Genomic DNA, 25,924 nt, shown 5'->3' with positions numbered 1-25,924 from the left:
CGGTGCAAAATCCTCTTATCCGCTACGCCGAGGAGGTTGGCTGGAGGTACCTGCCGCCGGACGAGGCCCTTCGCCTGCGGCGGGGCGAGACGGGCATCGTGCTGCACGAGGTCCTGGTCCGGCAGCTCCAGCGGCTCAACCCCGGCGTGATAGACGACGTGGTCAAGGCCGAGGAAGTCGTCGGGCGACTGACCCGTGTCATGCCCAGCATCGAGGGCAACCTGCAGGCCTGGGAGTGGCTGAAGGGCCTCAAGACAGTCTTCGTGGAGGCTGAGCGACGGGAGCGCAACGTCCGGCTGCTCGACCCCGACAAGCTGGAGGCAAACACGTTTCACGTGACGGACGAGCTGCGGTTCATCAGCGGAACGAAAAGCATCCGGCCGGACGCGGTCTTCTTTGTCAACGGCATCCCTGTCATCGTGGTGGAGACGAAGGCGGCGCACCGCGTCGAGGGCATCGCCGAGGCGTTCGACCAGATCCGCCGGTACCACCGGGAGGGGCCGGAGCTGCTGGCCGTCCTCCAGGTGCACGCCCTCACGCACCTGGTCCGGTTCTACTACGGCGCCACGTGGAGCCTGTCCCGTAAGGACCTGTACAACTGGCGGGACGAGCAGGCCGGCGACTTCGAGACCCTGGTGAAGCACTTCTTCGCCCCCAGGCGCGTCCTGCGGATGCTCACGGACTACATTCTTTTCGCCCGCAAGGACGGCGAGCTCAGCAAGGTCGTGCTGCGGCCCCACCAGATGCGAGCCGTGGAGCGGGTGCTGCAGCGGTGCCGGGACCCGGAGAAGCGGCGGGGCTTGATCTGGCACACCCAGGGGTCGGGGAAGACCTACACGATGATCACCGTGGCCAAGCGGTTGCTGGAGAACCCCGCCTTCGGGAATCCCACGGTGCTCATGTTGGTGGACCGGAACGAGCTGGAGCAGCAGCTGTTCACCAACTTGGAGGCGGTCGGCTTCGGGCACGTCACAGTCGCCCAGTCCAAGCGGCATCTTTACGAACTCCTCCGCTCGGATCAACGCGGCCTCATCGTCTCCATGATCCATAAATTCGATGACATGCCGCCTAACGTGAACACGCGCCGGAACATCTTCGTGCTGGTGGACGAGGCACACCGCAGCACGGGCGGCGACTTGGGGAACTATCTCATGGGGGCGCTGCCCAACGCCACCTACCTCGGGTTCACGGGCACCCCCATCGACAAGACGGCCCACGGCAAGGGAACCTTCAAGGTCTTCGGCGTCGACGACCAGCCGAAGGGCTACCTGGACAAGTACTCCATCCGCGAGTCCATCGAAGACGGGACCACCGTGCCGCTCCACTACGCCCTGGCGCCCAACGACCTGCGGGTGGACCGGGAGATTCTGGAACGCGAGTTCTTGGACCTCGCGGAGCTGGAAGGGGTCAGTGACGTCGAAGAACTGAACCGGGTGCTGGAACGGGCGGTCACCCTGAAGAACATGCTCAAGAACCCGGATCGGGTGGACCGGGTGGCCGCCTTCGTGGCCAAGCACTTCCGGGAGACCGTCGAGCCGATGGGCTACAAGGCGTTCCTGGTGGCGGTGGACCGCGAGGCCTGCGCCCTGTACAAGGAGGCACTGGACCGGTACTTGCCACCGGATTATTCGGCAGTGGTCATTAGCCGGGGCCACAACGACCCGCCGGAATTGGCCCGCTGGCACCTTACGACGGAGAAGGAGCAGGAGATCCGCAAGGCCTTCCGTCGGCCGGATGCGCTGCCCAAGGTCCTCATCGTGACGGAGAAACTGCTTACGGGGTACGACGCGCCCATCCTCTACTGCATGTACCTGGACAAGCCCATGCGCGATCACGTGCTGCTCCAGGCCATCGCCCGCGTCAACCGTCCCTACGAGGACGAGGAGGGACGGAAGAAGCCGGCCGGGTTCGTGCTGGACTTCGTGGGCATCTTCGACAACCTGGAGAAGGCCCTGGCCTTCGACTCGGAGGACGTGCAGTCGGTGGTCCAGGGGATCGACATCCTCAAGGAACGCTTCGCGACCATGATGGCCGAAGCCCGACGTGACCTGCTCTCCTTGGTGTCCGGGAAGCCGCACGACAGGGCGGCCGAGGCCGTATTGGAGCATTTCCGGGACAGTGAGGAGCGCCACAGGTTCTTCGAGTTCTTTCGGGAACTGCAAGAACTCTACGAGATCCTCTCGCCTGATCCGTTCCTGCGGCCATACATGGCCGACTATGAAGAATTGGCGCGCATGTACCGGCTGTTGCGCTCGGCGTACGAGCAGGGCATCCTGATCGACCGGGGCTTCTTGCGTAAGACGGAGCAGCTTGTTCGTGAGCACACGGAGACGTATTTCGTCGGCCCGCCCAAGGGCATGGCCGAGCTGACCGTCGAGGCCCTGGAGAGGCTTGCCGCCTCGGATCAACCCGACACCGTCAAGGTTTTCAACCTTCTCAAGGCCATTCGGGATCTCGTTGAGGAGGAGGGCGGGCGTTCGCCGTTCCTGATCTCCATCGGGGACCGGGCGGAAGCGATCGCTCAGGCCTATCAGGATCGGCAGGCAACAACCCAGGAAACCTTACGGGAGCTTCAGATGTTGGTACAGGAATACCGCAAGGCTCGGGACGCCCAGAGTCAAATCAAACTGTCTCCCGAGGCCTTTGCCGTATACTGGTTCCTCCGCAAGGAAGGGGTTGCGGAGGCCGAAGAGGTGGCACGCCGCGTCGGTGAGGCCCTGGAGCGATATCCCCACTGGTGTCTGAGCGAGGAGCAGGGGCGTGAACTGCGTATCGCCCTTTACAAGGTGTTGATCGAGGCCGGTATCGAGACGGTCATCGAGGTAGCCGAGCGTCTACTGAAGCTGTTATGGAGGAAGGACGGGTGAATCCAAACACGCGGTGGGTCGGATTAGAAGAGGCGGTGCCCGTTGACGTATTCAAGGCCGAGGTGCTTGCTTGGGCCCGGCGGATCGGGGTGGAGCCGCGAGAGGTCCACGTGCGCCCGATGAAGAAGAAGTGGGCGAGTTGTTCCTCCAAAGGCAGACTGACCTTCAATTCAGACCTTCTCAAGGAAAGTGCGGCGTTCAGGCGAGAAGTCATCGTGCACGAGCTCCTCCATCTCAAGGTACCAAATCATGGACCGCTGTTTCGAGCTTTATTGCGAGCTTATTTGCACGATCCGACGTAATTGCATCTTGGTCGTCTGCTGATAATGCCTTCTTTATTACGGCTCGTATCTCGGCTTGTCCGATGGGACGACCTGTCTTGACCATCCGGTCAGCCCCGCGCTAGAGTCATCTTGCACCGAATTGACCGGCCGGTCAAACCGCGGTGGGTGCCCCGCCATCCCAACGATCCCAGCGATCGGGCCCACCAAGTGATCCGGCCCCACGATCCGGTCAAACCATCCGGTGCGGGGAGGCCCCTTCCCATGCCCGCCGCCATCGCCATCCGTGGGCTCACCAAGTACTACGGCAGGACGCGCGGCGTCGAGGACCTCGACCTGGAGGTGGCAGAGGGCGAGATCTTCGGCTTCATCGGCCCCAACGGCGCCGGGAAGACGACTACCATCCGCACGCTGCTGGGGCTGGTTCGTCCCACGTCGGGCAGCGTGCACGTGTTCGGGCAGCCGGTGCCGCCGGGCGGCGGCGCCTGGCTGGCCGAGGTGGGCTATCTGCCCAGCGAGGTCGCCTACTACCCGGACATGACGGGCCAGGAGCTCCTGGCCTACGCCGCCGGGTTCTACCCGAGGGTCGACCGGCGGTGGGTGGCCCGGCTGGTGGAGCGCCTGCAGCTCGATCTCTCCCGCCCCGTCCGCACCTACTCCCTGGGCAACCGCAAGAAGCTGGGCATCGTCCAGGCCCTCCTGCACCGACCGCGGCTGCTCATCCTGGATGACCCCTCCAGTGGCCTGGACCCGCTGATCCGGGCGGAGCTGTTCGAGATCCTGCGCGAGGTGAACGCGCGCGGGACGACCATCTTCTTCTCCACCCACGTGCTGGAGGAGGTCGACCGGCTCTGCCACCGGGTGGCGATGATCCGCGACGGCCGCCTGCTGCAAGTGGCGCCCGTCGACGATCTGCCCGGGCGGCACATGAAGATTGTGACCCTGCGGCTGGCGGGGGGTGTGCCGCTGCCGGGTGAGCTGCTGGCCCGCTTGGGCGACCCGCGGCCCGAGCCGGTGCCCGGCAAGCCGGGCACGTACCGTGTCCTGGTGCGGGCGCCGGTGCAGGAGCTGGTGGCCGCCCTCGCCCCGCTGGCGTTCGAGGATCTGAACATCGCCGAGCCGGGCATCGAGGACGTGTTCCTCACCCTCTACCGGTCGGGGAACGGCGAACCAGATGGTGCCCCGACGGCCACGATGGGAGGACGACGGGATGAACGGCCGTAGCTCCCTGGGGATGATCCTTCACGTGGCCCGGATGGAGCTGCGCCTGGCGCGTCGCGCGCTGCTGATCTGGACCGCCGTCCTGGTCGGCGTCGTCGCGCTCTACCTGAGCCTGTTCGAGTCCATCCAGGAGCCGGTGATGGTGGAAGCGCTCAAGGCTATGCCCGAGAGCCTGCTCAAGGCCTTCAGCTTCACCCCGGCGATGATCGCCGACGTCAACAGCTACTACGGCGTGTACATCATGGGTTACCTGGTGCTCCTGGCGACCATCTACGGCCTGATGCATGCGGGCGGCAGCGTGGCCCGCGAACCGGACCTGGGGGCGGTGGAGTTCCTCTACACTCGACCCGTGACCCGGCGTCAGGTGACGGTCGCCAAGATCGCCGCCTTCGTCGTGGCGGCGGTGGTCCTCTGGGTGGCGATCCTGGCCGTCAGCACGCTGGTGGGATGGGCGGTGGCCGGCGACGCCTACGACCTCGGGCGCCAGCGGTGGACGCACCTGGCGGGGTTCTGCGCTACCCTGGCTGCCGGCGGCGCCGGGTTCGTCCTCGCGCCCTTCTTCCCCCGGGCCCAGACGGCCATCTCCGCCGGGGTCGGCGTCGGGCTGGCCTCCTTCGTCCTCCACGCCTTGAGTCAGCTCGCCGACCGGCTGCGCCCCATCGGCTACCTCAGCCTGCAGCGCTACGCCGCCCTCGACCGGGCGGCGGCGGGGGATCCCGACGTGGGCGGCCTGCTCGTCCTGGTCGCGGTCTTCCTGGTGGGCTCGCTGGCCGGTACGATGATCCTCGAGCGGAAGGACTTCTCCTGAAAGGGCTAGACGGGGGTTCGTCCATGGCAGGCGACGCCACTTCCCAGGGTGACGGCACGTCCCGCGCCGGGCATGGTGGTGGGACTGCCGGTGGCCGGATCGGTGGCGGGACTCGCCGCGACGCGGACGGAGGGGACGGAGACGGGACGACCCGCCAGGGAAGCGGTGGCGGGACTGCTCGCGCCCAGAACGGCGGCGGGGCTCCCGCCCGGAGTGACGGCGGGACTCCCAGCACCGGCACTAGCCTTGGGGCTCCCGCCCGGACGGCCGGGACCCCCAACAGCGGCACCGCCAACGGGACTCGGGCCCGGAGCGGCGGCGGGAGCCCCAGCAGCGGCACCGCCGGCGGTGCTCCCGCCCGGAGCGACGGAGGGGTCCCCAATAGCGGCACCGCCGGCGACCGCCGGGCGGGCGGCGCTCGTCACCGGGGCACTGGCCGTCGCCGCGCGGCCGCCGCATCGGCCCGGCGGAACGAGGAGGGGACCGGCCCGGCGAGTACGGCCGATGCCAGTCCCCGCGAGCGCATCCTCGACGCGGCGGTGGCCGAGTTCGCGGACCACGGCTACCTGCGGGCGTCCCTGAGCCGCATCGCCCGGCGGGCCGGCGTCGCCAAGAGCCTTGTGCTCTACTATTTCGGCAGCAAGGACGAACTCTACTCGGCGGCGGTGGACCGTGCCCTGCAGCCGATCGAAGCGGCCCTTGAGGAGGCGGAGCCGGACCTACCGCGGGATCTCTTCGAGCGGCTCCGCCGGCTGGGGGCGATCAAGCTCCAGGTCTACCGGGACCGCCCGGACGCCTACCGGTTGATCGTCCGGTCGATGGTCGACCCGGCCGTGTCCGCCGAGTTCCGCCAGCGGCTGGCCGAAGCGGCGGCCCGGAGCCAGGAGCTGCTCTACCGTGACGTCGATACCAGCCGCCTGCGGCCGGGGGTGACGGTGGAGCAGGCCGTCGAGCTGTTGATGCTGGTCGGCGACGGCCTCCTGCCGCGCATCTTCGCTGCCATCCGCCAGCGCCCCGACCTCGGCTACGCCGACCTCGACCAGTGGGTCGAGAAGTGGGAACGCTATCTGGTACTGGTCCGCGACGGTCTCTACAAGCCCTCCTGAAGGTCTTGGGGAGGGGGGCGGCGGTCCCCTTCCCGCCTCCCCGGCGTGCACCGCAGGCCGGGGGTCTGATGCGGACGAACCCGGCGCCGGGCGCCACCGCCGGCCGCTCCTTGCCGTGTTCGCCGAGGGCGTCGCCGAACCACGCCCCCTGCGAAGACGGCGGTCACCGGACCGCGTCGCAGCCAGGCAAGGGGGGCTTGCGCTGTCGCGGCAGCGGCCATCGGTGCGATGTTCGCCCCGCGATCCCGCGGTTCCCGGCGGGCGGCAGGGAACGCACACCCGCCTCGCCACCCGTCACCTCCCGCATCTTTCCAGTCCCGCCGCGTGACGTCCCCCGTGTCCCCGCGTTCTACCCTTTGGAGGTGCCTCCCCAAGGCCACGGTTGGGAAAGCAGGTGCAGGGATGCCCGAACGAGCGAATGCCGGGTCGCCGCCTGCAGCCGGCGAGGACGCGGTCCGGCGCTGGTACGACGCGACCTGGCCCTGGCTCTACCGGTTCGTCTACGCCCGGGTCCAGAACCGCGAGGAGGCCGAGGACGTGACCCAGGAGACCGTGCTGCGCGTCCTGCGGGGTGGACGGGCCGCGGGCCCTGGTGGCTCCGGTGCGTCCGGTCGCGCTGCCTGCGGTGACGATGCGTCCGGTTCCGGGGCCAAGAGGCCCGCGATGGTGGAGGCGATGGCGGAGGCGGGGCAGACGGGCTTTCCCCCGCCCGACGCCCTGGTCCGCACCATCGCCCTCAACCTGATCCGCGATCGCTGGCGGCGGCAGCGGCGGGACGGGGCGACCGTGCCTCTCGAAGAGGCCCTGTTGCAGGCGGCTGCCCCAACCCGCGATGGCGCCGCAGGCGACGCCGACGCGGCCGTGGTCGTCGACCGCGTCTGTCTGGAGGAGCTGCTGCGCCGACTGCCGCCCGCATACCGCGAGGTGCTGCACTGGCGCATCGTCGTCGGGCTGTCGAGGGCCGAGACCGCCCGCCAGATGCGACGCAGCGAGGCCGCCATCCGCGGTTTGCAGTACCGGGCTCTGAAGGCGCTGCGGGACCTTTTGCGGGAGGTGGACCGCTGATGGAAGGGAAGGGCCCGATGGCTTCCTGGCGCGACTGGAACCGGCGTCGCTTGCGGGCCCTCCGCGAGGAGCGGCTCGACCGGATGATCGACGCCCTGAACGAGGAGCGTCGTCCCCCGGCGCCGGCGGAGCCCGAGGAGGCGGAGCTCCTGGCGGTGGCCCGCATGCTGAAGAGCCTGCGCGGCGTGCCGGAGCCGGCGGAGGGGTGGAGGCCGCTGGTCGCCGCCGGAAGAGGGCTCGAGGCAATCGGCGCCCTTGACGCCCTCCACGCCCTCGACGCCGGCGCCAAGGAGCGGCGCCTCGCCGGCGCCGGGGAGGGGGAGGGTGCCGGCGCCCTTGGCGCCAAGGAACAGGACGACACCCGGGCCAGGGAGCGGGAGGGCGCTTGGACGCGTAGCCGCCGGCGGCGCGTGGGGATTGCCGCGGCGGCCCTGGTCGCCGGGCTGGCGCTGGCGGCGGTCTTCGCGCCGTGGCCCGGGATCCCCGGCCTCGGCGGGTGGCTCCGGGCGCAGCTGGGGCTCGGACCGGCGCCGGAGACCGACGTGGTCCACGCCATGGAGCGGGCCGTCGCCCAGCTCCACAGCTACCACGCGGTTCTCGAGAAGCGCACCACCAACGCCGCCGGCGAGACCTGGCTGGTCCGCCGGATCGAGATCTGGGTCGACGGCGACCGCTACGTGACGCGCGACGACACGGGCGTGGTCACGGTGCACGACGGCCGGCGCAAGTGGCAGGTTCGTCCCGCCGATCGGGTGGTGGCGGTGCTGCCCCCGCTGCCCGACGTGCGCCCCTTCGACCTGGAGGACGAGGCGCGCGCCGCCCTGCGCTACCCCCACCGGGTGGTGGGCCACGAGCAGGTCGCGGGACGCGAGGTGATCCGGCTGCGCATCGAACCGCCGGGCGGGCTGCCCTACGACCTCTGGGTCGACGCCGAGTCCCACCTGCCCCTGCGCCTGCGGACGGCGATGCAGAACGGGATCCAGACCGAGACCACTTTCGTCCGGTTCGAGGCCAATGTGGCGGTCGACCCGTCCCGCTTTCGCTTCCACGTGCCGGCGGGCTACCGCGTGGAGGAGGAGAACCCCGGGCAGCTGGTGGACACGCCCGCGGAGGCGGCGGCCATCGCCGGCTTCACCCCGCTGCTGCCGGACGAGGCGCCCCGCCGGATCTTGGCGGCTCGGGACCGGGTGGTCCTGGATTACGGTGAGACGGTGATTGTGGAAGAACCGGCCCAGGGCCCGTTCGAGCCCCAGCCGAACGCCGCTCTCGGCTCCGCCGGCCAGGACGGCCTGCTCGAGGTGTTCGGCGCGCGGCTGCGCTGGCGCCAGCAGGGGCTCGAGATCACCGTCGAGGGGCCGCGGCGGGTGGAACTGGCCCGGGCCCTGGCACTGGACATCCAGCTCCCCGATCCGAACCGGGATCCCGGCGTCGGAACCGGCTTCGACCCCGAGGTCGAGGTCTCCGTCGACATGGAGGTGGAACGCGGTTCGCAGCAGCAGGTGGACGCCGGTCACTCCCCGTGGATGCTGGATCCCGTCCAGGTGGCGGGCGCCTTCCTCCTCGGGCGGTTCGGCGAGCAGATGGGCGGCCCCGGAGCCCTGGTCGACCGGCACATCCGCGTCGTCCACAACGACGGCAGGCGGGCCGTGGTGGAGGTCCAGGTCGGCCCGGTCGCGCGGGTGTACCTCGAGCGCCGTGTGCGCCAGGACGAGACGGGCATCTGGACGGTGGTGGGCTACGATCCGCGCGGGTCGTGAGGAAAGCGGACAAGAGGAACGGACGAGGCGGGACAAAAAGGGCCGGGACGAGTCAAGGCCAAGGCGGCACAACCGGCACGCCGGCCTTGCAAGTCAGGGTGGCTGCGGCGCGACCGGGACGCTCGAGCGCGGGCGGCCGGATTCCGGCGGGGCCGGAATCCGGCCGCCCGCGCCGCTTTCGTTGCCCCACCGGCGAATGCGGTCAGCGTCGTCTCCCTGCCGGAGCAGGCGGCCGTGCGCGTTTCCCGCTGGCCACGGCGGAGGTATGATCTGGATGAGGGACGCTGGCCGCCGGGAGGGGTGAGGCCTGTGCCGCTGGAGGCGTTGGACACTCTGCTGCTTGGCGCCCTGCTGGGGATTCCCGGCTGGGTGCTGACCATCGGGTGCGGGCTGGCGGCGCTGGTTACCCGCCGGGCAGGGTGGGTCTATGCGGCAGCGCTGTTCGCCATCGGACCCCTTGTCTACTTTGCCGCCACGCCGCGCTTTCAGTACGTGGCACCGGTGGGCATCGTGCTGGCCATCGTGGCGGTGCTGGTGCTCCGCAGGAAGGGGGACGTGCGGGCCGCCGCGGCCCTGGCGACGGTACCGCTGGTCGCTATCCTGGCGTGGATGCTGGTTTTGGCCGTGATCACGGGCCAGATCTAGGCCGATAAGGGTCGACCAGTGCGACGTCATCTACCGATCCGGTCGTAGCCCGGTCCGTAAGCGCGAAAGCAGAGGGTAGTACGGGACGCGGTAACGGACCGAGTGCCGACGGTGTTTGCACTACAGACCCTCGGCGTGGTGCGGTCCGGACCACGGGGGCAGGAACATCGCGGGGGCAGGCAACATCATGGGCATCGAGATTCGCCGGGCGATGCCGGCCGATGCGGCCGGGATCGCCCGGGTGCAGGTGGCCACGTGGCGCAGCACCTACCGGGAGCTGATCCCCGACGCGTACCTCGACGCCATGGAGGAGGAACCTCGGGCCCGGTGGTGGCAGGACGTCATCGCCCGCGATGCGGGAGATGCCGGTTCGTCCTTCGTGGTGGTGGCGGTGGACGGGGTGACCCTTGGCGGCGATGCTGGGGTCGGCGACGGGGGCGGCCCGGGCCGGGAGGCCGGTGGTGGTGCCTCCGGCGACGAATTCCGGGCAGGCGGGACGGGTGCGCACCAGGAAGGGATCGCACCGGATGCGGAACGCCGGCCGGTGGCGAAACACCCGGTGGGAGCGGTCCGCCCCTTGGCGCGGAAGGGAGACGCTCCGGTGGAAACGCCGGAGCGGGTGGTGGGCTTCGCCGCCGCCGGCCCGGAGCGGTCGAGGGACCCCGAGTTTCGCGGGGAGCTGGGCGCCATCTACGTGCTTGAGGAGTACCAGCGGCGCGGCGTAGGCCGGCGGCTGGTGGCGGCGGCCGTCCGGGAGCTGCTGGCCCGCGGTCATCGGTCGATGCTGGTGTGGGTACTGGCCCAAAACCCTTACCGGCGTTTCTACGAGTCCCTGGGTGGCACTCACGTCCGCACCCGGACCATCGCGATCGGTGGAGTGGACCTGGAGGAGTGGGGGTACGGATGGGCGGACCTCGAGGGGTTGCTGGGGCGGCTCAAGGGGCAGGGCGGATGAGGGGGCGGCGCATGCGGGTCGCGCCGTAAGGGTGGCGGACTGCAGTCCAATGGGCGAATGGGCGTTGGTACAGCAAGGGGTGGCGGTGCCCGGCGTCCCGATGCCAAGCGACCTGAAGGCGGAGTCACGTGGAGTTGGCCGGTCGCATCGACGGATGTGAGCCGCCCGATGACGGTGGGCACCTGACGGTGGGTACCTTCAGGATGCACGTCCCCACCGCGATGCTTCTCTCCAGCCCAAGAGGCCCCCTACGCGTGACCGGGCGCTACAACGTTCGCGTCGCGGGATGCTGCTGCCAATGCTTGGGCTTTTACGCGAGGCATCTTTTCGATGGCTGTGGATCGGGCGCGGTGCATCCCTTCTGGGTATGCGGTTGGCGGACCTGGCCCTGCCGTGGTTGCTCCTGCAGGCGACAAGCTCGGCATGGGTCACCGGCGCGGTCCTGGCGTGCGACCGGCTGGCGGCGTTCGTCCTGTCCATCCCCGTCGGCGCCTGGGTGGACCGCGGTTCCAAGTGGAAGGCGGCCCTCCTGGCGGAGACCCTGCGGTTTGGTGCCACGAGTGCCGTGGCCGGTTTGGTCCTGGGGGGTCAAGCGGGGGCGTGGGAGATCGCTCTGGTCCTCGCGTCGCTGGGTGCGGCCGACGTGCTTCACGCCGCCGCGTTCCGCCCGCTGGTCGTCCACACCGTGGGGCGGGCCCGGCTGGCGGCCGCGTTCAACCTCAACGAAGGAGCTGATGCCGTCGCCACATTGCTGGGGCCGCTGCTTGCAGGGACGATCATCGGCCGGTACGGGGCGGGATGGGCGCTGGCTGCCGATGCGCTGACGGATCTCCTTGCGGTGGCCAGCCTGCTGGCGGCCCGGGTCGCAGCATCCGGACGGCAGCATCGCGAGGAATGCCCATACAGCCAGCCGGAGGCGGCGGCATTGCGGGACGGCCGCAAACGGCCGGGATTCGGTGCTTGGGACGGGTTCCGCTACCTCTGGCGCGCACCCCTCGCCCGCCGCCTGGCGCTGGCCGGATGCCTTCTCTCGACCACCAGCGTGGCCGTCGGTCTCTGGGTCGTCGTCCTGGCACGGGATGAACTGCATTGGGATGCGGAACGGACGGGGTGGATCTTCTCGGCCATGGGAGCGGCCAATGTGGTGGCGGTACTGCTGCTGGGCGGACTGGTGGATCGGGTGGCCTGGTCCCGGCTCTTCACGGGGGCGGTCGCCCTGGCCGGTACGGGCGCTGCGGTGCTGGCCGGGGCACGAAGCACGCTGGCGGTTCTGATGGGCGCCTTTCTCCTTGACGGCGCGCTGTCCGCTGCCTTCGTACTGCAGAGCAGCCGGTTGACGGCGGTCACGCCGCAGGATCGAATGGCGCGTGTCACCGTGGCGGCCGGTCTCGCCGACGACGGGGTGCGGGCCCTGGGGCGCGTCCTGGCCGGCAGCGTGGCCGAGGTCGGTGTCCGGTGGGCATTGCTGGGTTGGGGCTTGGTGCTGGCGGCCGCGTCCCCGTGGATTCGTCGGTGGTCGGTCATGTCACCCTTGGGCCACGGGGTTGGCCACGGGCGTACCCCTCGTATCCGGGAGCCATAATGGAACGATGCCACCGGTGCGTTCGGCAGCCGACCGCCCAGCGGACTGGGCTGAAGCCCCGATGAAGCCTGTTCCCTGGGCATGCTCCTTTCCGGCTCATTTCGGACCCCGACCGGCGCCTGGCCGCCGCGTACGGGGTGCGGCGGGACTTGCCCGTCATCGGCCGGTTCGTCCCCCTCGTGGACCGGGTGACCTTCGTGATCGGCCCGGACGGGCGGGTGCTCGAGGTGATCCGGGGGATCCCGCCGAGCCGTCATGCGGAGAAGGCGCTGGAGGTGCTGGAGTCCACCCGGCTCGTTGACAAGGGGTAGCCGGTTTGTCGCATGCAGGTTCTGGGACCTGCCCACCGGTGGACGCCGTCGGCCGCCGTACCGATCACCCCATAAGGTGCGGTCGCTGCGGCCCACCGCGACCCCGTGGCGAACCGGCTCGCCGTAGCACTTCTTCATACCCCATCACGGAGGGACGATCCGCCATGCCGCCGGATGCTGAATCCCGCCAACCTACCCTCTTCGCCACCGGCTACGGAAGGGTCTCGGTCACGCCCGACGTGGCGGTCTTGCGGTTCTACGTCTACAGGACGCATCCCACGAACCACATGGCGGCCTACCGGGCGGCGGTCGATGCCGCGCAGCAGGTCATCGCCGCCCTGCGGGAAGAGGGGCTCGCCGACGACGCCCTGCGGACCGTGGACATCGAAACCAGCACCCGTCACCACACCGATCGCCAAGGTCGCCGGCGCCTGATCGAACACGAGGTCCGGTACGTCCTGGAAGCCCGGGTGCGGGACTTCGAGTTGGCAGGCAAGCTGCTCGGCCGCGCCCTGGCGGTAGGGGCCAGCGAGGCGACCTTGTGGGCCTTTGAGATCTCGGACGTACGGGAACTCGAGCTCCAGGCCCTCGAGCATGCCGTCCGGCACGCCCGGGAACGCGCCGAGGTGGCCGCCCGAGCGGCTGGGGTCCGGCTCGGCCCGCCCGTGCAGATGAACCTGCACTTGGGCCGGCGCGGGGGCCGCTACAGCTACCGCGATTCCTACGCGGTGTACGCGGCGGAACCCGGGGACGCACCTTCGGCGCCCATCACCCCCGGCCAGCACGACATCAGCGCCGAGGTCGAGGTGACCTTCGCCCTCGAGCCGAACGGAAGCAGTCAATGACCCAACCAGAGGGAAAGACAAAGAGACAAAAACACAAGGAGACAAAGGGTTAGAAGAACCGGCGGACCACGGCTCCAATGCACAGGTCGAAGTCCCCCATGGGACGGGCCAGGATCGCATGAACCTCTTCGGGCGAGATCCGGTCGCACAGGTGCACCGCGCGATTGCGGAAGCGGACCATCCGGTGGAAGGCGGCCCGGTGCTGCGCGGGGAAGATCCCGGCCTGCACCAGCAGGTCGAAGGCTTCGCGGTACGACCTGGGAACACCCAGCCCCAGGCGGGCCACCACGTGGTTGGCCACGTCGATCATCGCCTCGATGGAGGTCTGTAGCATATGGACGGCCGCGGCCTCGGCGATCTTGTCGTCGCGCAAGGCCGCGGGCCCGCGCCGGGCGAGGGCCTCGAGGTGCACCAGGTTCCTCCGAATGAAGTCGAGCTTATCCCGTACCTTCTCCCGGTCGATGACGCCCAACGGGGTGGTTGGGGGCTCGCCGTTCATTGTCGGCCGCGTTTCCGGCACGCCCTCGGGGCCGTCCCGGCGCGGGCCTGCCGTCGGCCGGCCGGGTTCGTCCGCCGGTCCGGGGTTGCCGGAACCTGCAGAGCCGGAACCCGCGGCATCGGAACGCGGGAGACCGGCAGGAGAATAGGGGGTAACCGGCGCCTCGTCGGCGTCCGTGGTCCGCTGGTCGCCGGAATCAACGGGACCGCCTGAGGGACCGGGAGGCGCTATCTCGACCATCGGGGCGTAGGCCTCCTTGAGTGCCCGGTCGTAGTCCAGCGCCAGGCGCCGGTAGTCGGGGGCGAAATCCCCGTAGAGCTTGCACACGCGCTCCCGGAAGTCCGCCAGGGCCACGGGATCGGTGACGTAGAGCAGTCGGCCGTTGGCCAGGACGCGGAACCGAAAGGGCAAAGGCGTCCGGTTGAGGACGGTGACGAACCCGTCTTCGAGGTCCAGGGCGTCTTCCACGGCACCCTGGAGGTCCACGAGTTCCCGGAGGTCCGGAAGCCGCTCCGCCCGGTAGACCACGGCCAGGTCCACGTCGCTCAGGGGCGTCTGGTGCGCGGTGCTGTAACTGCCGTGGAGGAATGCGGCCACCAGGCCGTCGAACCGGGCGAAGACGCCCGGAAGGCGGTAGAGCCGCTCGTCGACGCGGACGAACTCGCCGGTCACCCGCGGCTTACGGACCACGGCTCCGAACCTCCCGTATCAGTACGATGTTACCACCGGCGAAGGCCCACCGGCCGGTGGAGTGGCCCGCCGGGGAAGGAAGGACGAGGGAAATTCTTCAATAACGGGGTGGGGTGCCGGTAGACCTTGCCGTCACCCCGCGCGAAACCCTCCGGCGGCGGCCCGCGCCCGGTCGAACCGGCACGGCGCCGGGCGAAATTGGCGAAATAGGGATGAGGGCCTATGCCTTTGCACCGCGTGGGGTGGATCGGCCTTGGCGCCATGGGGAGTCGCATGGCGCGCAACCCGATCAAAGCGGGTTTTGAGGTGGACGTGTGGAACCGGACGCCGGCCCGGGCGGAGGAACTCGGCCGGGTGGTTCGTCTGGGTCGACATGAGCACCATCGGGCCGCAGGCCGCCCGGGAGTTCGCCGCCGAAGCCCGGGAGTGGGGCATCCCCTTCGTCGAAGCGCCGGTCAGCGGTAGCCTGGGGGCGGCGGAAGAGGCGCAGCTGGTGATCCTGGCCGGTGGCGATCCCGACACGCTGCGGGGACTTGAGCCGCTGTTTTCCGCCCTGGGCCGGAAGACCATCTACTTCGGCGAGGCGGGCCAGGGCCAGGCGGCCAAGATCGCCGTCAACCTGGTCCTGGCCGGGCTGCTGCAGGTGGCGGCGGAGGGCCTGGTCCTGGCCGAACGCCTGGGTGTCGACCGGGAGGCGTTCCTGGAGCTGCTGGAAGCCGGACCGGCGGCGGCGCCGCTCCTCAAGATGAAGCTGCCCGCGTGGCGCAGTGGGGAGTTCCCGCCCCAGTTCCAGCTGGCCCTGATGCACAAGGATCTCGGCCTGGCCCTGGCGGCCGCTCACGAGGCCCGAGTGCCGATGCCTGCCACCGCCCAGGTGGCCCAGACCTACGCCGCCGCCACGGCCGGCGGGCTGGGGCATCTCGACTTCGGCGCCATCGTACGCGAGATCGAGCGGTGGGCGGCTTGGCAACCGAATCCAGGGAACGGGCCGGCGGCAACTGGAAGGTCTCCGTGCCCGTAGGCGCTTGGGGCGCCCCGAACCGCCGGTAACGGGTTTCACGACCTCCGGTAACGGGTGTCGCGACTGCGGCAAAGGGTCATGTGACGTTCGACCACGTTCCCATGGGATCTATACCGCTCCCCATGCGCTGTCTGCCGCTGCGAAGACGAGAAGGAGCCACACAGCGTGGAACAGCGGAACGGGACGCCTTCCCTGTGGATGCTCTACCTGAGCGCCGTGTACGTCGGGGTGTTTGGTCTCCTCGTCCTCCTGCTCGGCGATGCCAAGACGCCCTCGTGGTCCGACCTGCTGGCGGTGGGGGATCCGCGGCAGGTGTGGGGCCTGGGGACGATCCTGGGCCTCCTCGTCGTGGCGATGCAAATCGGCATCGCCGTGTTCCTCCCCCAACGGTTGTGGGCCGACGACGGAACCAATGCCTCCTTCAGTCGGCTCAGCTACTCCCATATCTTCCTGCTGATGGTCTTGACGGCCCTTGGCGAGGAGCTCTTCTTCCGGGCGGCGATCCAATCCCTTCTGCTTCACTGGATCTCCCCCGTTGCCGTGGCACTGGCGGTGGCAGCCGGGGTCTTCGCCGTGGCGCATGTGCGGTACCTCACCCGGCCCGTGCTGTTGGCGGGGGCGTGGTTGATCGGGCTCCTCCTGGGTTGGGGATATTGGTTCACCGGCAGCATCTGGACCTCGGTGTGGGCGCATTTCCTGCGCAACGTCACCATGACCGTCTTGGGGAAGCAGGGGTGGTTCCTTCCGCAGCGGACATGATGGACGAGGAGATGCCCTGGACTCTTACGAACCGAACGGGGCCTGGTCAGATGGTAAACATGGAAGCACGACCCGGTAGGAAATCCTGCGGGAGGAATGGAATGGTTCGGGGGTATGCCTGGACGGGGTGACCGCATGGAGCCGTCGGACCGCCACGCTGAACGGCAATCGTGGGACGAGGCCTTCCGCCGGCTTTACGCGCCGCTGGTTTATCGCTTGAGCGTCATTTTCGGTAACACCCACATCGCGGAGGAAGCTGTGCAGGAAGCCTTTTACCGCAGCCTCTGCCGCCGTCGTCGGTCTGAAGAGATCTCCAGTCTGGAGGCCTGGCTCTTTGTCGTGGCCCGCAATGTGGCTCGCGACATTGTGCGCCATGCATCACGAACCCGTCAGGCGAGCGATTCTGAAATCGTGTTCGAAAATGCCGTGCGCTCTGGTCTCCATGTAGAGGAGGCCGTTGAGGACCGGGTCATTGCAAACGACCTGGCCGGTGCGATCATGAGACTTTCACCTGCCCATCGCGAGGTCCTGTTGCTCCATTACTATGATGGCTACACGATCGACGAGGTCGCCAAGCGGACGGGGAGCCGAGCGGGGACTATCAAGTCTCGCTTGTTCCGGGCACGGCAGGCATTGCGGGAATTCATTGAGGCGGGCGCTTCTCAGCAGGGCCAGCATCACGCGATGGGGAGGGAGAGGGATGAGGCCGGGGGAACATCGCCCCGACTGGCCCGACCGTAAGGCCATGCGGGCAGCGTTCCACCACCTTATGGCCGGCCAGCCTGAGCCCGACGCGGAACGGGCCCTTGGGCTGGTGAAGGGCCGGTACGCCCGCTACCGCCAGCGGCGGCGAAGGGTGCCGTGGTATGGGGCTGCGGCGGTAGCGGCCACCTTTGCTGTTTTCGTGGTGTCGGTCCGTGCGGGGGCGGTGCCGGTCCTTGTGGCCCGGTTCGAAGATTCATGGGTAGGGGGAACCGTTCGCAACATTCGGGCGTACTTGAGCCCCGGTGCGGCCGCGACGTTGCCACCGCCCGCCGTCGAGGAAGGTCCGGAGACTGTGACCCGCAAGTTCATCGATCTCGCCGCAGCGGAGCGCATCATCGTTCCCGATTCTCGTCCCCCGGTGGCTCCCGACTGCATCCCAGTTGGAAGGCGTAATCCTGGTTTCGGTTCAGCATGCGGAAGCCCAGCAGGTTGAGCTTCGATATGTGGCGTCGGGTGGCCATTTTGTCATCCGAGAGCGCTGGCTCAATGGACAAACCGCGTTCGGTAGCCTGTACGATACAGATGATGCCCGGGTGCACAGGGTGTCCGTCGGTAGATCCCCAGGGACGCTCATCGTGCACAAGGCGGGCTATGTTCAGTTGACTTGGGCCATCCGTGGGTACGCATTGACGGTCGAAGGCACCATTGAACCGCAAGACGCCCTCCGGGTCCCGGAGTCCCTTGGCCCGTCCGCTGCCCCAGGGCGTTAGTATCGAAGTGGGCTCGTGGTCGCGGTGCCGTACTCCGACACCCCGCTTTCGTAGAGGCTGTGTTCGCAGAACCCCCGGTACCAATAGCCTGGCGAAGCGATGACAGACCAGGCCCCTGAGACCGTCCGCGTGTTGTACGCATTGAGTGTTCGGGATGTCAACGCGATCCATCGCGCCCCGTCCCAATATTCCAAGGTGACGACCACGGAAATTCGGTCAACGGGACGACTTGCAGTGGTAGAGCCCCAAAGCACGAAGGTGCCGTCTCGGTCGAGATTGATGTCACAGGACCCATTGACCAGGTACTGGTAGGCCTGAGGCCGGGCGGCCGCCGACGCCGGAGTGGCAACGATCAACATCACGAAAACAAACGGGACGACTACGCTGTAGACCCGTCTAACCACGGGCAGTACCTCCTCCTAAGGCGCGGATGGACCCCACGCCGAATGGGAAGTTTTCACCTCGTACACGACGACACTCACCGCTCGGTTCCACCGACCGTCCGTGACCTTGTCGCCAACGCGCTCGGGGAAGCCATTCCGGAGCCAGGGGGTACCCGGGCGACGAAAGTCAAGGCCAACGCCTCGCTGGCGGCCAACCGAACCTACGAAGCGATTCGTGAGGAAGTCGAGCAGATGCTTCGGGAGGCGGAGGCCACGGACGGGGAAGAAGATGAGCGGTACGGCCCCGGGCGTCGTGGGGACGCGATGCCGGAGGAGCTGCGCCACCGTGCGAGCCGCCTGGAGCGTCTGAAGGCGTGCAAGCAGCGGCTGGAGGAAGAGGCGGCTCAGGAAGCGGCCCGGCAGCAGGCCCGCCTCGACAAGGTGGGCGCCACGGTGTTCTTCTAACTCGTGGCGGCCCGATATGAGCGCGGCAGCATCGTCCTCACATCGAACCAGACCTTCGCCGACTGGGGGGAGGTGTTCGGTGACCCGGTCATCGCCACGGCTATCCTCGACCGGTTGCTGCATCACGGTCACGTGATCAACATCCGGGGCGAGAGCTACCGACTCCGGTAGAAGCGCCGTTCGGGTGTCCTTCGTAGTGCGGTCGAACCACAGCAGGATGAGTGGACCAGATTGCCAGCTCCGGTGGGTCACTTTTCAACCGGCCGAAGTGGGTCAAAACTCAACCGGCCTTGGCAGGCAGTCCCGGAGGAAGCGGGAAGCCGGCGCCAGCGGATCGCTGGATAAGACCGGCACCGCCTATCCGTAAGGATCGGCTGCTTGAAACAGATGACTATGTTTCAAGCAACGGGCGATGCGCCCCCGGGGTGTGAACCGAGAACCTTCACCGAAAGTTCACACAAGCTTCGCATTCCCTTCACCCGATGGCCCCCTCTTGCCGATTACCTTGGGTTGGTAAGCCACTGGGGGGCCGGGTGATGGGCGTCCCCTTCCGGCGCTGGAGCACGGTGCCCGGGCCCTCCCTTCACGGCCATCGGGGCGGGCAGCGGGGAGCGTCCACTGAGGAAGGGAGGGATTCCCCGGTGATCGGGACGGGCACCCCGCCGGGCCTGGAGATCGCAGGGTTACGGAAGTCTTTTGGCACCGTCGCGGCGGTGCGGGAGGTCAGTTTCCGGGTGCCGGCGGGCACCGCTTTCGGTGTCGTGGGGCCCAACGGGGCCGGCAAGACCACGACCCTGCGCATGATCGTGAACATTCTCTCGCCCGACGCCGGTCACATCCACTTTCACGGGCGACCCGTAGGGGAGTTGCCGCCCCGGGCTTTCGGGTATCTCCCCGAGGAACGCGGTCTTTACCCCCGCATGCGTGTGCGCGAGCAGCTGGCCTTCTTCGGCGAGCTGGCCGGCCTGCCCGGCGGCGAGGCTCGGCGACGGGCGAATGCCTGGATCGAGCGCCTGGGACTGGGGCCGTGGGCGGACAAGCCCGCCCAGGCGCTGTCCAAGGGGAACGCCCAGAAGGCCCAACTGGCCACGGCTCTCCTGCACGAGCCGCAGTTGATCGTGCTGGATGAGCCCTTCAGCGGCCTCGACCCGGTCAACGTCGATGTACTCAAAGGCATCATCCAGGAGCAGGTTCGCTCCGGGCGCACGCTGCTGTTCTCCAGCCACCGCATGGGCCACGTGGAAGAACTCTGTGAGGGCGTATGCCTGATCGCCGGCGGCCGTTCCATTCTGGCCGGCACCCTGGACGAGGTGAAGCGGGCCGACGGGCGCCGGACCTTGCGGCTGGCCTTCGCCGGGGCGGCTGCCGCAGCGGCGGCGGAACGCTACGAGGTCGTCGCCCGGGACCTGGGGCTGACCGTGTCCCGGCGCGGCGCCGACTACTGGGAGTACCTGATCGAGCCCGGGCGACCGGTCGACCCGGGCGCCCTCCTGGATCGTATCCGGGCGTTCGGCGTGCCGATCCGCTTTGAGATCGGCCTGCCCAGCCTGGAGCGGATCTACATCGACCGGGTGGAAGGGCTGGGCGGGGGACCGGGTGCCGGGGCCTCCTCCCGCCAGTCCGGGGAGGTGCGGCCGTGAATCAGTTCCGCGTGCTGGTGCGGCGCGAGTTCTTGGAGATGACCCGCTCCACGGCGTACAAAGTGACGACGGCCGTGGCCATCCTGCTGGTGGCGGGCCTGGCCTTCCTGCCGGCCCTCATGGACTGGCTGGGCAGACTGGATCAGCGGCGGGTGGCCGTCCTCGACGAGGGCACGGGCCTGGTCGCCGCGCTCCAAGAGGTGCTGGATGCCGGGGTGCCGGCCGCCGACCTGGTTCTGGAACCGTGGGCGGGGCCGGCCGACGAGGCCGCCGTGGAGCAGGCGGTCCGGGAGGAACGGGTGGACGGCGTCCTCTGGCTCAAGCCGGTGGCGGGACCGCAAGCCGTCGCGGCCCGGTACGTGTCCCGGGATTACCAGCGCGACGCGGTCTCGGCCCTCTCCGCCGCCGTGAGCCAGGCGGCCCTGCCCCTGCGCCTGCAGCGGGCGGGTATCGACCAGGCCGCTTTTCAGGCGGTACTGGCTCCCGTTCCCTTGCAGGAGGTGGTCCTGGAGCCGGGGAAGGAGCCGCGGGAGTCCCTGGTTGCCCAGGGCCTGGGCTACCTGCTCATGCTCGTCCTGTACATCGCCCTCGCCATGTACGGCAGCATGGCGCTATACGGCGTCACCACGGAGAAGACATCGCGCATCGCCGAGGTGCTGCTGGTGGCCACCCGCCCCGGCACTCTCCTCGTCTCCAAGCTCGTGGGCCTGGGGGCCGCCGGTTTGCTGCAGTTCCTGCTGATGGCGGTCGTGGGGGTGGGCGCGGTCCTGGTACGGGGGCAGCTGGGGAGCCCGGTGTCACTGGAGGACCTGCAGCTCTCCAGCGTGCCCGTGGGAACCTGGGCCTGGCTTCTCGTCTTCTTCCTTCTGGGCTTCCTGATGTACTCGGCCCTCTACGCCGCCATGGGGGCGATGGTCAGCCGCCCGGAGGAGGTTCAGAATGCCTCGGGGCTGCCGACCATAATTCTTGTGGTCGCATACATCGTAGCGATAGTTGCCCTTGTCACGCCGGGGGGGCAGGTGGCCACCATCGCTTCCTTCGTCCCGTTCCTGACCCCCCTGATCATGTTCGCCCGCGTCGTCACGCTGGAACCTCCCCTGTGGCAGCCGCTCCTGGGTGTGGCCGTCAACCTGGCCGTCCTGTGGCTGCTTCTCCGCTGGGCCGGGCGCGTGTACCGGGACAACCTACTGGTCCAGCAACCCTTCTCCCTGCGGCGGGCCTTCCGCCCGGGGCGGGCGGTGCGCTCCTGAGAGGTGGCGCGGCGGGGCCGCGCCCGGGAGCGCGGGCCCCACAGGACGAAACCCAATCTTCACCCAACCTTCACCGGATGAACATCCTCTGTCGAATCTTGTCCGTGTATATTCAGTCCTGCCTGTCGGGTTTTCCGTTGCAGGGGCGGCGAAGGGAGGCCCGGCACGTGCACCGGGCGAGCGTGGTCCCCCAGTCCCGCGCCTGGGCCCACGAGCGCGGGTTGGGCGTGTGGGTGCGTGCCAACCACATCATCACCAGCCTGGTGGTCGCCCTGGCCGTCGAGCGCCAGGCGTTGGACAACTGGCTGCTGCTATCCCTCGTGTTCGGCGGTGCCTACGGCCTGTACCTGGCCTGGCTCCGCCGGCGGCCGGTCACCGAGGACGTGGTCCTGCCCGCGGTGGCGTGCAGCCTCGCCTTTCTCGTCTACGTCAACCTGAACTTCATCCTCACCGATGATGCCGGCCTCGCCGGTGAGATCTGGCGCAGCGGCCCGGCCGTGTTGCTGATGGTGACCGAGGTGTTCTACGTGGCCCGCTTCCTGCCGTTACGCCCGACCCTGGCGGTGTCGGGGGCGGCCTTCACCTTCAGCTACCTGCGCGCCTATATGCTGGTGAGGCAGTCCTTCGCCAGGCCCAACGAGGCCTTCGGCACCATCATCCGGACTCCCGAGGTGTGGGCGGTGGTCCTGGAAACCTGGGCGATGGTGCCGCTGCTCCTGTTCATCCTGCGTGAGTACTACCTGAGCCGCCAGAAGGCCGAGACCGACGGCCTCACCGGCCTGCTCAACCACCGCTCCTTCTACGAGACCCTGTCGGGCCTGCTGCGGGAGGGGCGAGACCGCGGCCGCCCGGTGTCGCTGGTCTTGCTGGACGTGGACCACTTCAAGCGCTTCAACGACCGTTACGGCCACCGCAGCGGCGATCGGGTGCTGCAGGAGGTGGCCGGCCTGTTGTGTGCCGACGTGCGCCGCACCGACGTGGTGTTTCGCTACGGGGGCGAGGAGTTTGCCGTCTTGCTGCCCGGAGCCTCTTCGCAGGAGGCTTTGGACATCGCCGAGCGCCTGCGCTCCCGGGTGGAGTCGCACCTCTTCCGTGACGCCCGCAACCGGCCGGTGGGCCGGGTCACCGTTTCCGCGGGGGTCGCCACCTTCCCCGACCACGCGGGCACGGCGGAGCAGCTGGTGGAAGCGGCCGATCAGGCCCTGTACGCGGCCAAGTACTCATCCCGCAATGCCGTCCGCGTCTGCGGGCAGGCGACGGCGCCCGAAGCGGCGGAGGGCGTGGCGTATCGGCCCTCGCCGGGAATCGCGCTGCGGAGGTGTCAGGAATGATGGACCGGGTTCTGGTGGACCTGCCGGGCGACCCCCTCTGGCAGATGCTCGGCATCAGCCTGTCAACGATCATGGCCTATCACCTGTTCCTGCGAGCCCGTTACCTGGCGCGGCTGCAGGCGCTGTTGCGCACGCGGCCCGGGCGTGGTGCAGGCGGCGAGGGCGCCGGGACCGCGGCGACCGAAACCACCACGGCTGCGGACGCCCCCGGCCGGGCCCGGGGCGGTGGGCACCCGTGAGGCGGGTGTCCGGCGACCCCCGCTGGTGGTACGCCAGCGCGTACACCGCGGCTTTCTTCTTTACGGGCCTGCTGGTGACGGAACTGTTCGGCGAGATCCCGCCGGACATCGACCTGAAGCCTTTCTTCATCCCCTTGTTGTTCACGGTGACGTTGCCCGCTCGCTACCGCTGGGCCGTGGCCCTGGGCGCGGCGGTGGGGGAGGGATTCGGCGACCTCATCGAGGGTTATGAGCTGGACGACCCGCTGGGTTTCATCGGCTACGTGCTGGGCTTTGCCATCGCGGGCCGGATCACCGGCGGATCTGCGGCGACTATCGGGCGGGTCGCGCTGGCGGCCCTGGCGGCGGCGGTGATCAACGCCCTGCCGGAGGCGGCCATGTTCTACGGCTTCGGCCGGGTGACCCTGGCCGAGGCGGGGGTGTCGCTGCTGGGGAACATCCTCAGCCACGGGCTACTGCTGGGTGCGGCGCCGGTGTGGCTGTTGGCCCCGTGGTTCCGCCAGGCGGTGTATGACGGCCTTGGGTTGCCCCGGGAGGAGATGAAGAACAAGCCGCATGCCGTGCGGCCTTGAGCCGCCCCGGGCCGGTTCCCGCCGCGGGCAGGGCACCGGGGAACCGTGGGGCAGGTACGGGAGGGACGATGGTGACCGAAGACGGGTTGAAGCGCCTGGACCTCGAGATCGTGGAAGCGGACGTGGCCCTCCAGCCCATCGTATCCGTCGCCGGCGGGTCCGTGGTGGCTTACGAGGCGTTGCTGCGCGTCCGGGCGGCGGGGGGAGTGATCCTGTTGCCCCAGGCCCTCATGACGGGCGGGGTGCCCCCGCGGTTGCTGGGGCGGCTCGAGCGCGAGGCCCACGCCCGGGCGCTGGACTTGCCCCGGTTTAGTGGACACCCCGATACTTGGGGCGTAAGCCCCGGAAAGGGTGATCCCCATGCCGGCTACCAAGCCGCCGTATCCTCCCGAGTTCCGGGCCGAAGCCGTCCGCCTCGTCCGGGAGAGTGGGAAGAAGCTCCAGCAGATTGCCGCCGACCTCGGCGTCTCGGAGGCCAGCCTGCGGAAGTGGGTTCGGCAAGCCGGGATCGACGCGGGGCAGCGCCCCGGGTTGACGACCGCCGAACGGGAGGAACTCAACCGGCTGCGGCGGGAGAACCGGATCCTGCGGGAGGAGCGTGAAATCCTAAAAAAAGCCGCAGCCTTTTTTGCCCAGGAGAGCCGACGGAACCGGTGACCGTGTTTCGGTTCATCGAGCAGGAGAAGGCCCACCATCCGGTGGCCACGCTGTGCCGTGTCCTGGGCGTCTCGACGAGTGGCTATTACGCATGGCGGCAACGGGGTGCCTCCAGACGGTCCCAGGAGGACGCGGATTTGAGCCAGCGGATCCGGCTCATCCATGCTGGCAGCCGGGGCACGTATGGCGCGCCCCGCATCCATGCAGAGCTGCGGTTGACGCATGGGGTCCGCTGTGGTCGGAAGCGGGTCGCCCGGCTGATGCGGGCTATGGGGCTGGCCGGCGTGCACCGGCGCCGGACCCGGGGGATCACACTCCGGGATCCCCGCCGCCCCGTCTACCCTGATCGGCTGGGTCGGCAGTTTGTGCCCGATGCCCCCAACCGGGTGTGGGTGGCGGACCTCACGCAGCATCGCACGGAGGAAGGCTGGCTGTACCTGGCCACGGTGGTGGATGCCTTCTCCCGCGCCGTGGTGGGCTGGGCCATGGGGACCGGCCCGTGGCGGAGTTGGTGGTCGACGCCGTCACCATGGCGGTACGGCGTCGCCGGCCGGGGCCCGGTCTGATCCACCACTCGGACCATGGCGTGCAATACACCTCGCTGGCATTCACCCGCCGCTTGGAGGTCCTGGGCATCGCCGGATCAATGGGTTCCGTGGGCGATGCGCTGGACAACGCGATGGCGGAGAGTTTCTACGCGACCCTGCAACGGGAGCTCCTCGACCGCCAAGCCTGGGCCACACGGGATCAACTGCGCATGGCGATCTTCGAGTACGTCGAAGGGTTCTACAACCGGCGGCGGCGTCACTCGGCACTTGGTTACCTCTCGCCCTACGAGTACGAGGAGCGTTGGATCCAGGAGCGAAAGGCTCAGCCACAGGAAGGGGTTGTCGCGTAAGCCTCAACCTGTCCACGAAACCGGGTCAACTTCACGCTGGCGCTGCGGGCGCGCTGTTTTCCCGGCAAGACCCTGTTCCTCAACGTCTCCCCGGACGCGTTCGTGCTGGAACCGGACACCTACGCGGCCTACCTGGGCCAGCAACGGGATGTGGTGGTGGAGATCCCGGAACGATGCTGTCCCAGGGTGGGGGACGTGGCCCGGCGCCTGCATCAGCTGGGCGTGCCCATCGCCCTCGACGACTTCGGCGTCGGTACGGAGGACCTGGAGCGATTGGTGACCCTGCGCCCGGAATACGTCAAGATCGACCGCAAGCTGGTGGCCGGCCTCGGCTCCTCCGAGCGCCGGCACCGGCTGATCCGTCACCTGGCAGGGCTGATCAAGGCCATGGGAGCCACGCCCATCGCCGAGGGGGTGGAAGCCGGCGAGGATGCGGCGGCCCTGCCCGGCGCCGGCATCGACCTGGCGCAGGGCTACCACTTCGCGGCGCCCGTGCCGCGCACCCTCTTCGAACACGAAGAGGTCGTGTCCGGCAACGAAGCACTCGCCGTTATCGGCTGCCGCACCAGGTGCCGGCGCTGAACGAGCCCCCACCTGCCCGC

The 25,924-nt window shown here is 68.8% G+C and carries 25 protein-coding genes and 2 pseudogenes; 26 read left to right on the top strand and 1 reads right to left on the bottom strand.

Annotated elements, in window-relative coordinates; genetic code table 11:
• Positions 1 to 2 precede the first annotated feature (2 nt).
• The 12 genes from DYI95_RS09660 to DYI95_RS09605 all read left to right on the top strand — a co-directional run bounded on the left by DYI95_RS09660 (position 3) and on the right by DYI95_RS09605 (position 13,443).
• On the top strand, positions 3 to 2,867 hold the full coding sequence (locus tag DYI95_RS09660; protein WP_243149735.1) for a type I restriction endonuclease subunit R: 2,865 nt from the start codon (positions 3 to 5) through the stop codon (positions 2,865 to 2,867).
• Entirely contained in the window at positions 2,864 to 3,169 is a 306-nt protein-coding gene (locus tag DYI95_RS09655; RefSeq protein WP_243149734.1) for a M48 family metallopeptidase, read from the top strand. Before DYI95_RS09660 ends, DYI95_RS09655 begins: the two co-directional genes overlap by 4 nt.
• A 243-nt stretch (positions 3,170 to 3,412) precedes the next feature.
• Positions 3,413 to 4,372, top strand: a complete 960-nt coding sequence (locus tag DYI95_RS09650; protein WP_116900013.1) for an ABC transporter ATP-binding protein — start codon at positions 3,413 to 3,415, stop codon at positions 4,370 to 4,372.
• A complete protein-coding gene (locus tag DYI95_RS09645) occupies positions 4,359 to 5,177 on the top strand; it encodes an ABC transporter permease subunit (RefSeq protein ID WP_116900014.1) in 819 nt (272 codons plus the stop codon). The genes DYI95_RS09650 and DYI95_RS09645 overlap by 14 nt, the downstream gene beginning before the upstream one ends.
• Before the next feature lie 23 nt (positions 5,178 to 5,200).
• Positions 5,201 to 6,283 (top strand): TetR/AcrR family transcriptional regulator, encoded by a 1,083-nt coding sequence (locus tag DYI95_RS12845; protein WP_116900015.1) that lies wholly within the window; start codon positions 5,201 to 5,203, stop codon positions 6,281 to 6,283.
• A 402-nt stretch (positions 6,284 to 6,685) separates the two neighbouring features.
• Positions 6,686 to 7,348, top strand: a complete 663-nt coding sequence (locus DYI95_RS09635) for an RNA polymerase sigma factor (RefSeq protein WP_116900016.1) — start codon at positions 6,686 to 6,688, stop codon at positions 7,346 to 7,348.
• Positions 7,348 to 9,105, top strand: coding sequence for a sigma-E factor regulatory protein RseB domain-containing protein (locus DYI95_RS09630; RefSeq protein ID WP_116900017.1), 1,758 nt, complete (start codon positions 7,348 to 7,350; stop codon positions 9,103 to 9,105). The genes DYI95_RS09635 and DYI95_RS09630 overlap by 1 nt, the downstream gene beginning before the upstream one ends.
• A 309-nt stretch (positions 9,106 to 9,414) precedes the next feature.
• Positions 9,415 to 9,750 carry a hypothetical protein gene (locus DYI95_RS09625; protein WP_116900018.1) on the top strand — a complete coding sequence of 112 codons (336 nt, stop codon included), beginning with the start codon at positions 9,415 to 9,417 and terminating at the stop codon, positions 9,748 to 9,750.
• A 187-nt stretch (positions 9,751 to 9,937) separates the two neighbouring features.
• Positions 9,938 to 10,705, top strand: coding sequence for a GNAT family N-acetyltransferase (locus DYI95_RS09620; RefSeq protein ID WP_116900019.1), 768 nt, complete (start codon positions 9,938 to 9,940; stop codon positions 10,703 to 10,705).
• A 286-nt stretch (positions 10,706 to 10,991) separates the two neighbouring features.
• Positions 10,992 to 12,287, top strand: a complete 1,296-nt coding sequence (locus tag DYI95_RS09615; RefSeq protein ID WP_116900020.1) for an MFS transporter — start codon at positions 10,992 to 10,994, stop codon at positions 12,285 to 12,287.
• A 68-nt stretch (positions 12,288 to 12,355) separates the two neighbouring features.
• Positions 12,356 to 12,598: a redoxin domain-containing protein gene (locus tag DYI95_RS09610; RefSeq protein ID WP_371731908.1), complete on the top strand. Its 243-nt coding sequence runs from the start codon at positions 12,356 to 12,358 to the stop codon at positions 12,596 to 12,598.
• A 164-nt stretch (positions 12,599 to 12,762) separates the two neighbouring features.
• The gene (locus DYI95_RS09605; protein WP_116900021.1) at positions 12,763 to 13,443 is read left to right on the top strand and encodes an SIMPL domain-containing protein; all 681 of its coding nucleotides are present in this window, start codon (positions 12,763 to 12,765) and stop codon (positions 13,441 to 13,443) included.
• Positions 13,444 to 13,492: 49 nt separating this feature from the next.
• Here the strand turns inward: DYI95_RS09605 and DYI95_RS09600 are convergent, their stop codons facing one another.
• Positions 13,493 to 14,632: a HepT-like ribonuclease domain-containing protein gene (locus DYI95_RS09600; RefSeq protein WP_116900022.1), complete on the bottom strand. Its 1,140-nt coding sequence runs from the start codon at positions 14,630 to 14,632 to the stop codon at positions 13,493 to 13,495.
• 222 nt (positions 14,633 to 14,854) lie between these two features.
• Between DYI95_RS09600 and DYI95_RS13305 the strand changes: the two genes are divergently transcribed.
• The 14 genes and pseudogenes from DYI95_RS13305 to DYI95_RS09530 all read left to right on the top strand — a co-directional run bounded on the left by DYI95_RS13305 (position 14,855) and on the right by DYI95_RS09530 (position 25,904).
• Positions 14,855 to 15,097: an NAD(P)-binding domain-containing protein gene (locus DYI95_RS13305; RefSeq protein ID WP_116900023.1), complete on the top strand. Its 243-nt coding sequence runs from the start codon at positions 14,855 to 14,857 to the stop codon at positions 15,095 to 15,097.
• Positions 15,006 to 15,653, top strand: a complete 648-nt coding sequence (locus DYI95_RS09590) for an NAD(P)-dependent oxidoreductase (protein ID WP_116900024.1) — start codon at positions 15,006 to 15,008, stop codon at positions 15,651 to 15,653. The genes DYI95_RS13305 and DYI95_RS09590 overlap by 92 nt, the downstream gene beginning before the upstream one ends.
• Before the next feature lie 165 nt (positions 15,654 to 15,818).
• Positions 15,819 to 16,412, top strand: coding sequence for a CPBP family intramembrane glutamic endopeptidase (locus DYI95_RS09585; protein ID WP_116900025.1), 594 nt, complete (start codon positions 15,819 to 15,821; stop codon positions 16,410 to 16,412).
• A gap of 135 nt (positions 16,413 to 16,547) precedes the next feature.
• Positions 16,548 to 17,153, top strand: coding sequence for an RNA polymerase sigma factor (locus DYI95_RS09580; RefSeq protein ID WP_158556015.1), 606 nt, complete (start codon positions 16,548 to 16,550; stop codon positions 17,151 to 17,153).
• A 404-nt stretch (positions 17,154 to 17,557) separates the two neighbouring features.
• Positions 17,558 to 17,887, top strand: coding sequence for a DUF4367 domain-containing protein (locus tag DYI95_RS13300; RefSeq protein ID WP_371731872.1), 330 nt, complete (start codon positions 17,558 to 17,560; stop codon positions 17,885 to 17,887).
• 635 nt (positions 17,888 to 18,522) lie between these two features.
• Positions 18,523 to 18,735, top strand: a complete 213-nt coding sequence (locus DYI95_RS09575; RefSeq protein ID WP_243149998.1) for a hypothetical protein — start codon at positions 18,523 to 18,525, stop codon at positions 18,733 to 18,735.
• Positions 18,718 to 18,906, top strand: a pseudogene (locus DYI95_RS09570) (ATP-binding protein); the annotation flags it as partial. The gene DYI95_RS09575 and the pseudogene DYI95_RS09570, both read left to right, overlap by 18 nt.
• Before the next feature lie 470 nt (positions 18,907 to 19,376).
• Positions 19,377 to 20,375, top strand: a complete 999-nt coding sequence (locus DYI95_RS09565; RefSeq protein WP_158556016.1) for an ABC transporter ATP-binding protein — start codon at positions 19,377 to 19,379, stop codon at positions 20,373 to 20,375.
• Positions 20,372 to 21,625, top strand: coding sequence for an ABC transporter permease (locus DYI95_RS09560; RefSeq protein ID WP_116900029.1), 1,254 nt, complete (start codon positions 20,372 to 20,374; stop codon positions 21,623 to 21,625). The genes DYI95_RS09565 and DYI95_RS09560 overlap by 4 nt, the downstream gene beginning before the upstream one ends.
• 167 nt (positions 21,626 to 21,792) lie before the next feature.
• Positions 21,793 to 22,956 (top strand): diguanylate cyclase, encoded by a 1,164-nt coding sequence (locus DYI95_RS09555; protein ID WP_158556017.1) that lies wholly within the window; start codon positions 21,793 to 21,795, stop codon positions 22,954 to 22,956.
• A complete protein-coding gene (locus DYI95_RS09550) occupies positions 22,953 to 23,195 on the top strand; it encodes a hypothetical protein (protein WP_116900031.1) in 243 nt (80 codons plus the stop codon). Before DYI95_RS09555 ends, DYI95_RS09550 begins: the two co-directional genes overlap by 4 nt.
• Positions 23,192 to 23,767: a hypothetical protein gene (locus DYI95_RS09545; protein ID WP_116900032.1), complete on the top strand. Its 576-nt coding sequence runs from the start codon at positions 23,192 to 23,194 to the stop codon at positions 23,765 to 23,767. The genes DYI95_RS09550 and DYI95_RS09545 overlap by 4 nt, the downstream gene beginning before the upstream one ends.
• Before the next feature lie 360 nt (positions 23,768 to 24,127).
• Positions 24,128 to 25,322 (top strand): annotated as a pseudogene (locus DYI95_RS09535) (IS3 family transposase).
• 36 nt (positions 25,323 to 25,358) lie between these two features.
• Entirely contained in the window at positions 25,359 to 25,904 is a 546-nt protein-coding gene (locus tag DYI95_RS09530) for an EAL domain-containing protein (RefSeq protein WP_116900038.1), read from the top strand.
• The last annotated feature ends 20 nt before the right edge of the window (positions 25,905 to 25,924 follow it).

It is taken from the genome of Thermaerobacter sp. PB12/4term (assembly GCF_003403315.2).
Classification (GTDB): domain Bacteria; phylum Bacillota; class Sulfobacillia; order Thermaerobacterales; family Thermaerobacteraceae; genus Thermaerobacter.
Note: the sequence above shows the minus strand (reverse complement) of the source record. Positions and strands in the feature narration are given on the sequence as shown.

Excerpts from the sequence above, each read along its gene's own strand:
- DYI95_RS09650 (WP_116900013.1), top strand. The coding sequence starts at position 3,413 with ATGCCCGCCGCCATCGCCATCCGTGGGCTCACCAAGTACTACGGCAGG.
- DYI95_RS09645 (WP_116900014.1), top strand. The coding sequence starts at position 4,359 with ATGAACGGCCGTAGCTCCCTGGGGATGATCCTTCACGTGGCCCGGATG.
- DYI95_RS12845 (WP_116900015.1), top strand. The coding sequence starts at position 5,201 with ATGGCAGGCGACGCCACTTCCCAGGGTGACGGCACGTCCCGCGCCGGG.
- DYI95_RS09635 (WP_116900016.1), top strand. The coding sequence starts at position 6,686 with ATGCCCGAACGAGCGAATGCCGGGTCGCCGCCTGCAGCCGGCGAGGAC.
- DYI95_RS09630 (WP_116900017.1), top strand. The coding sequence starts at position 7,348 with ATGGAAGGGAAGGGCCCGATGGCTTCCTGGCGCGACTGGAACCGGCGT.
- DYI95_RS09620 (WP_116900019.1), top strand. The coding sequence starts at position 9,938 with ATGGGCATCGAGATTCGCCGGGCGATGCCGGCCGATGCGGCCGGGATC.
- DYI95_RS09615 (WP_116900020.1), top strand. The coding sequence starts at position 10,992 with ATGCTGCTGCCAATGCTTGGGCTTTTACGCGAGGCATCTTTTCGATGG.
- DYI95_RS09605 (WP_116900021.1), top strand. The coding sequence starts at position 12,763 with ATGCCGCCGGATGCTGAATCCCGCCAACCTACCCTCTTCGCCACCGGC.
- DYI95_RS13305 (WP_116900023.1), top strand. The coding sequence starts at position 14,855 with ATGCCTTTGCACCGCGTGGGGTGGATCGGCCTTGGCGCCATGGGGAGT.
- DYI95_RS09590 (WP_116900024.1), top strand. The coding sequence starts at position 15,006 with ATGAGCACCATCGGGCCGCAGGCCGCCCGGGAGTTCGCCGCCGAAGCC.
- DYI95_RS09580 (WP_158556015.1), top strand. The coding sequence starts at position 16,548 with ATGGAGCCGTCGGACCGCCACGCTGAACGGCAATCGTGGGACGAGGCC.
- DYI95_RS09575 (WP_243149998.1), top strand. The coding sequence starts at position 18,523 with ATGCTTCGGGAGGCGGAGGCCACGGACGGGGAAGAAGATGAGCGGTAC.
- DYI95_RS09550 (WP_116900031.1), top strand. The coding sequence starts at position 22,953 with ATGATGGACCGGGTTCTGGTGGACCTGCCGGGCGACCCCCTCTGGCAG.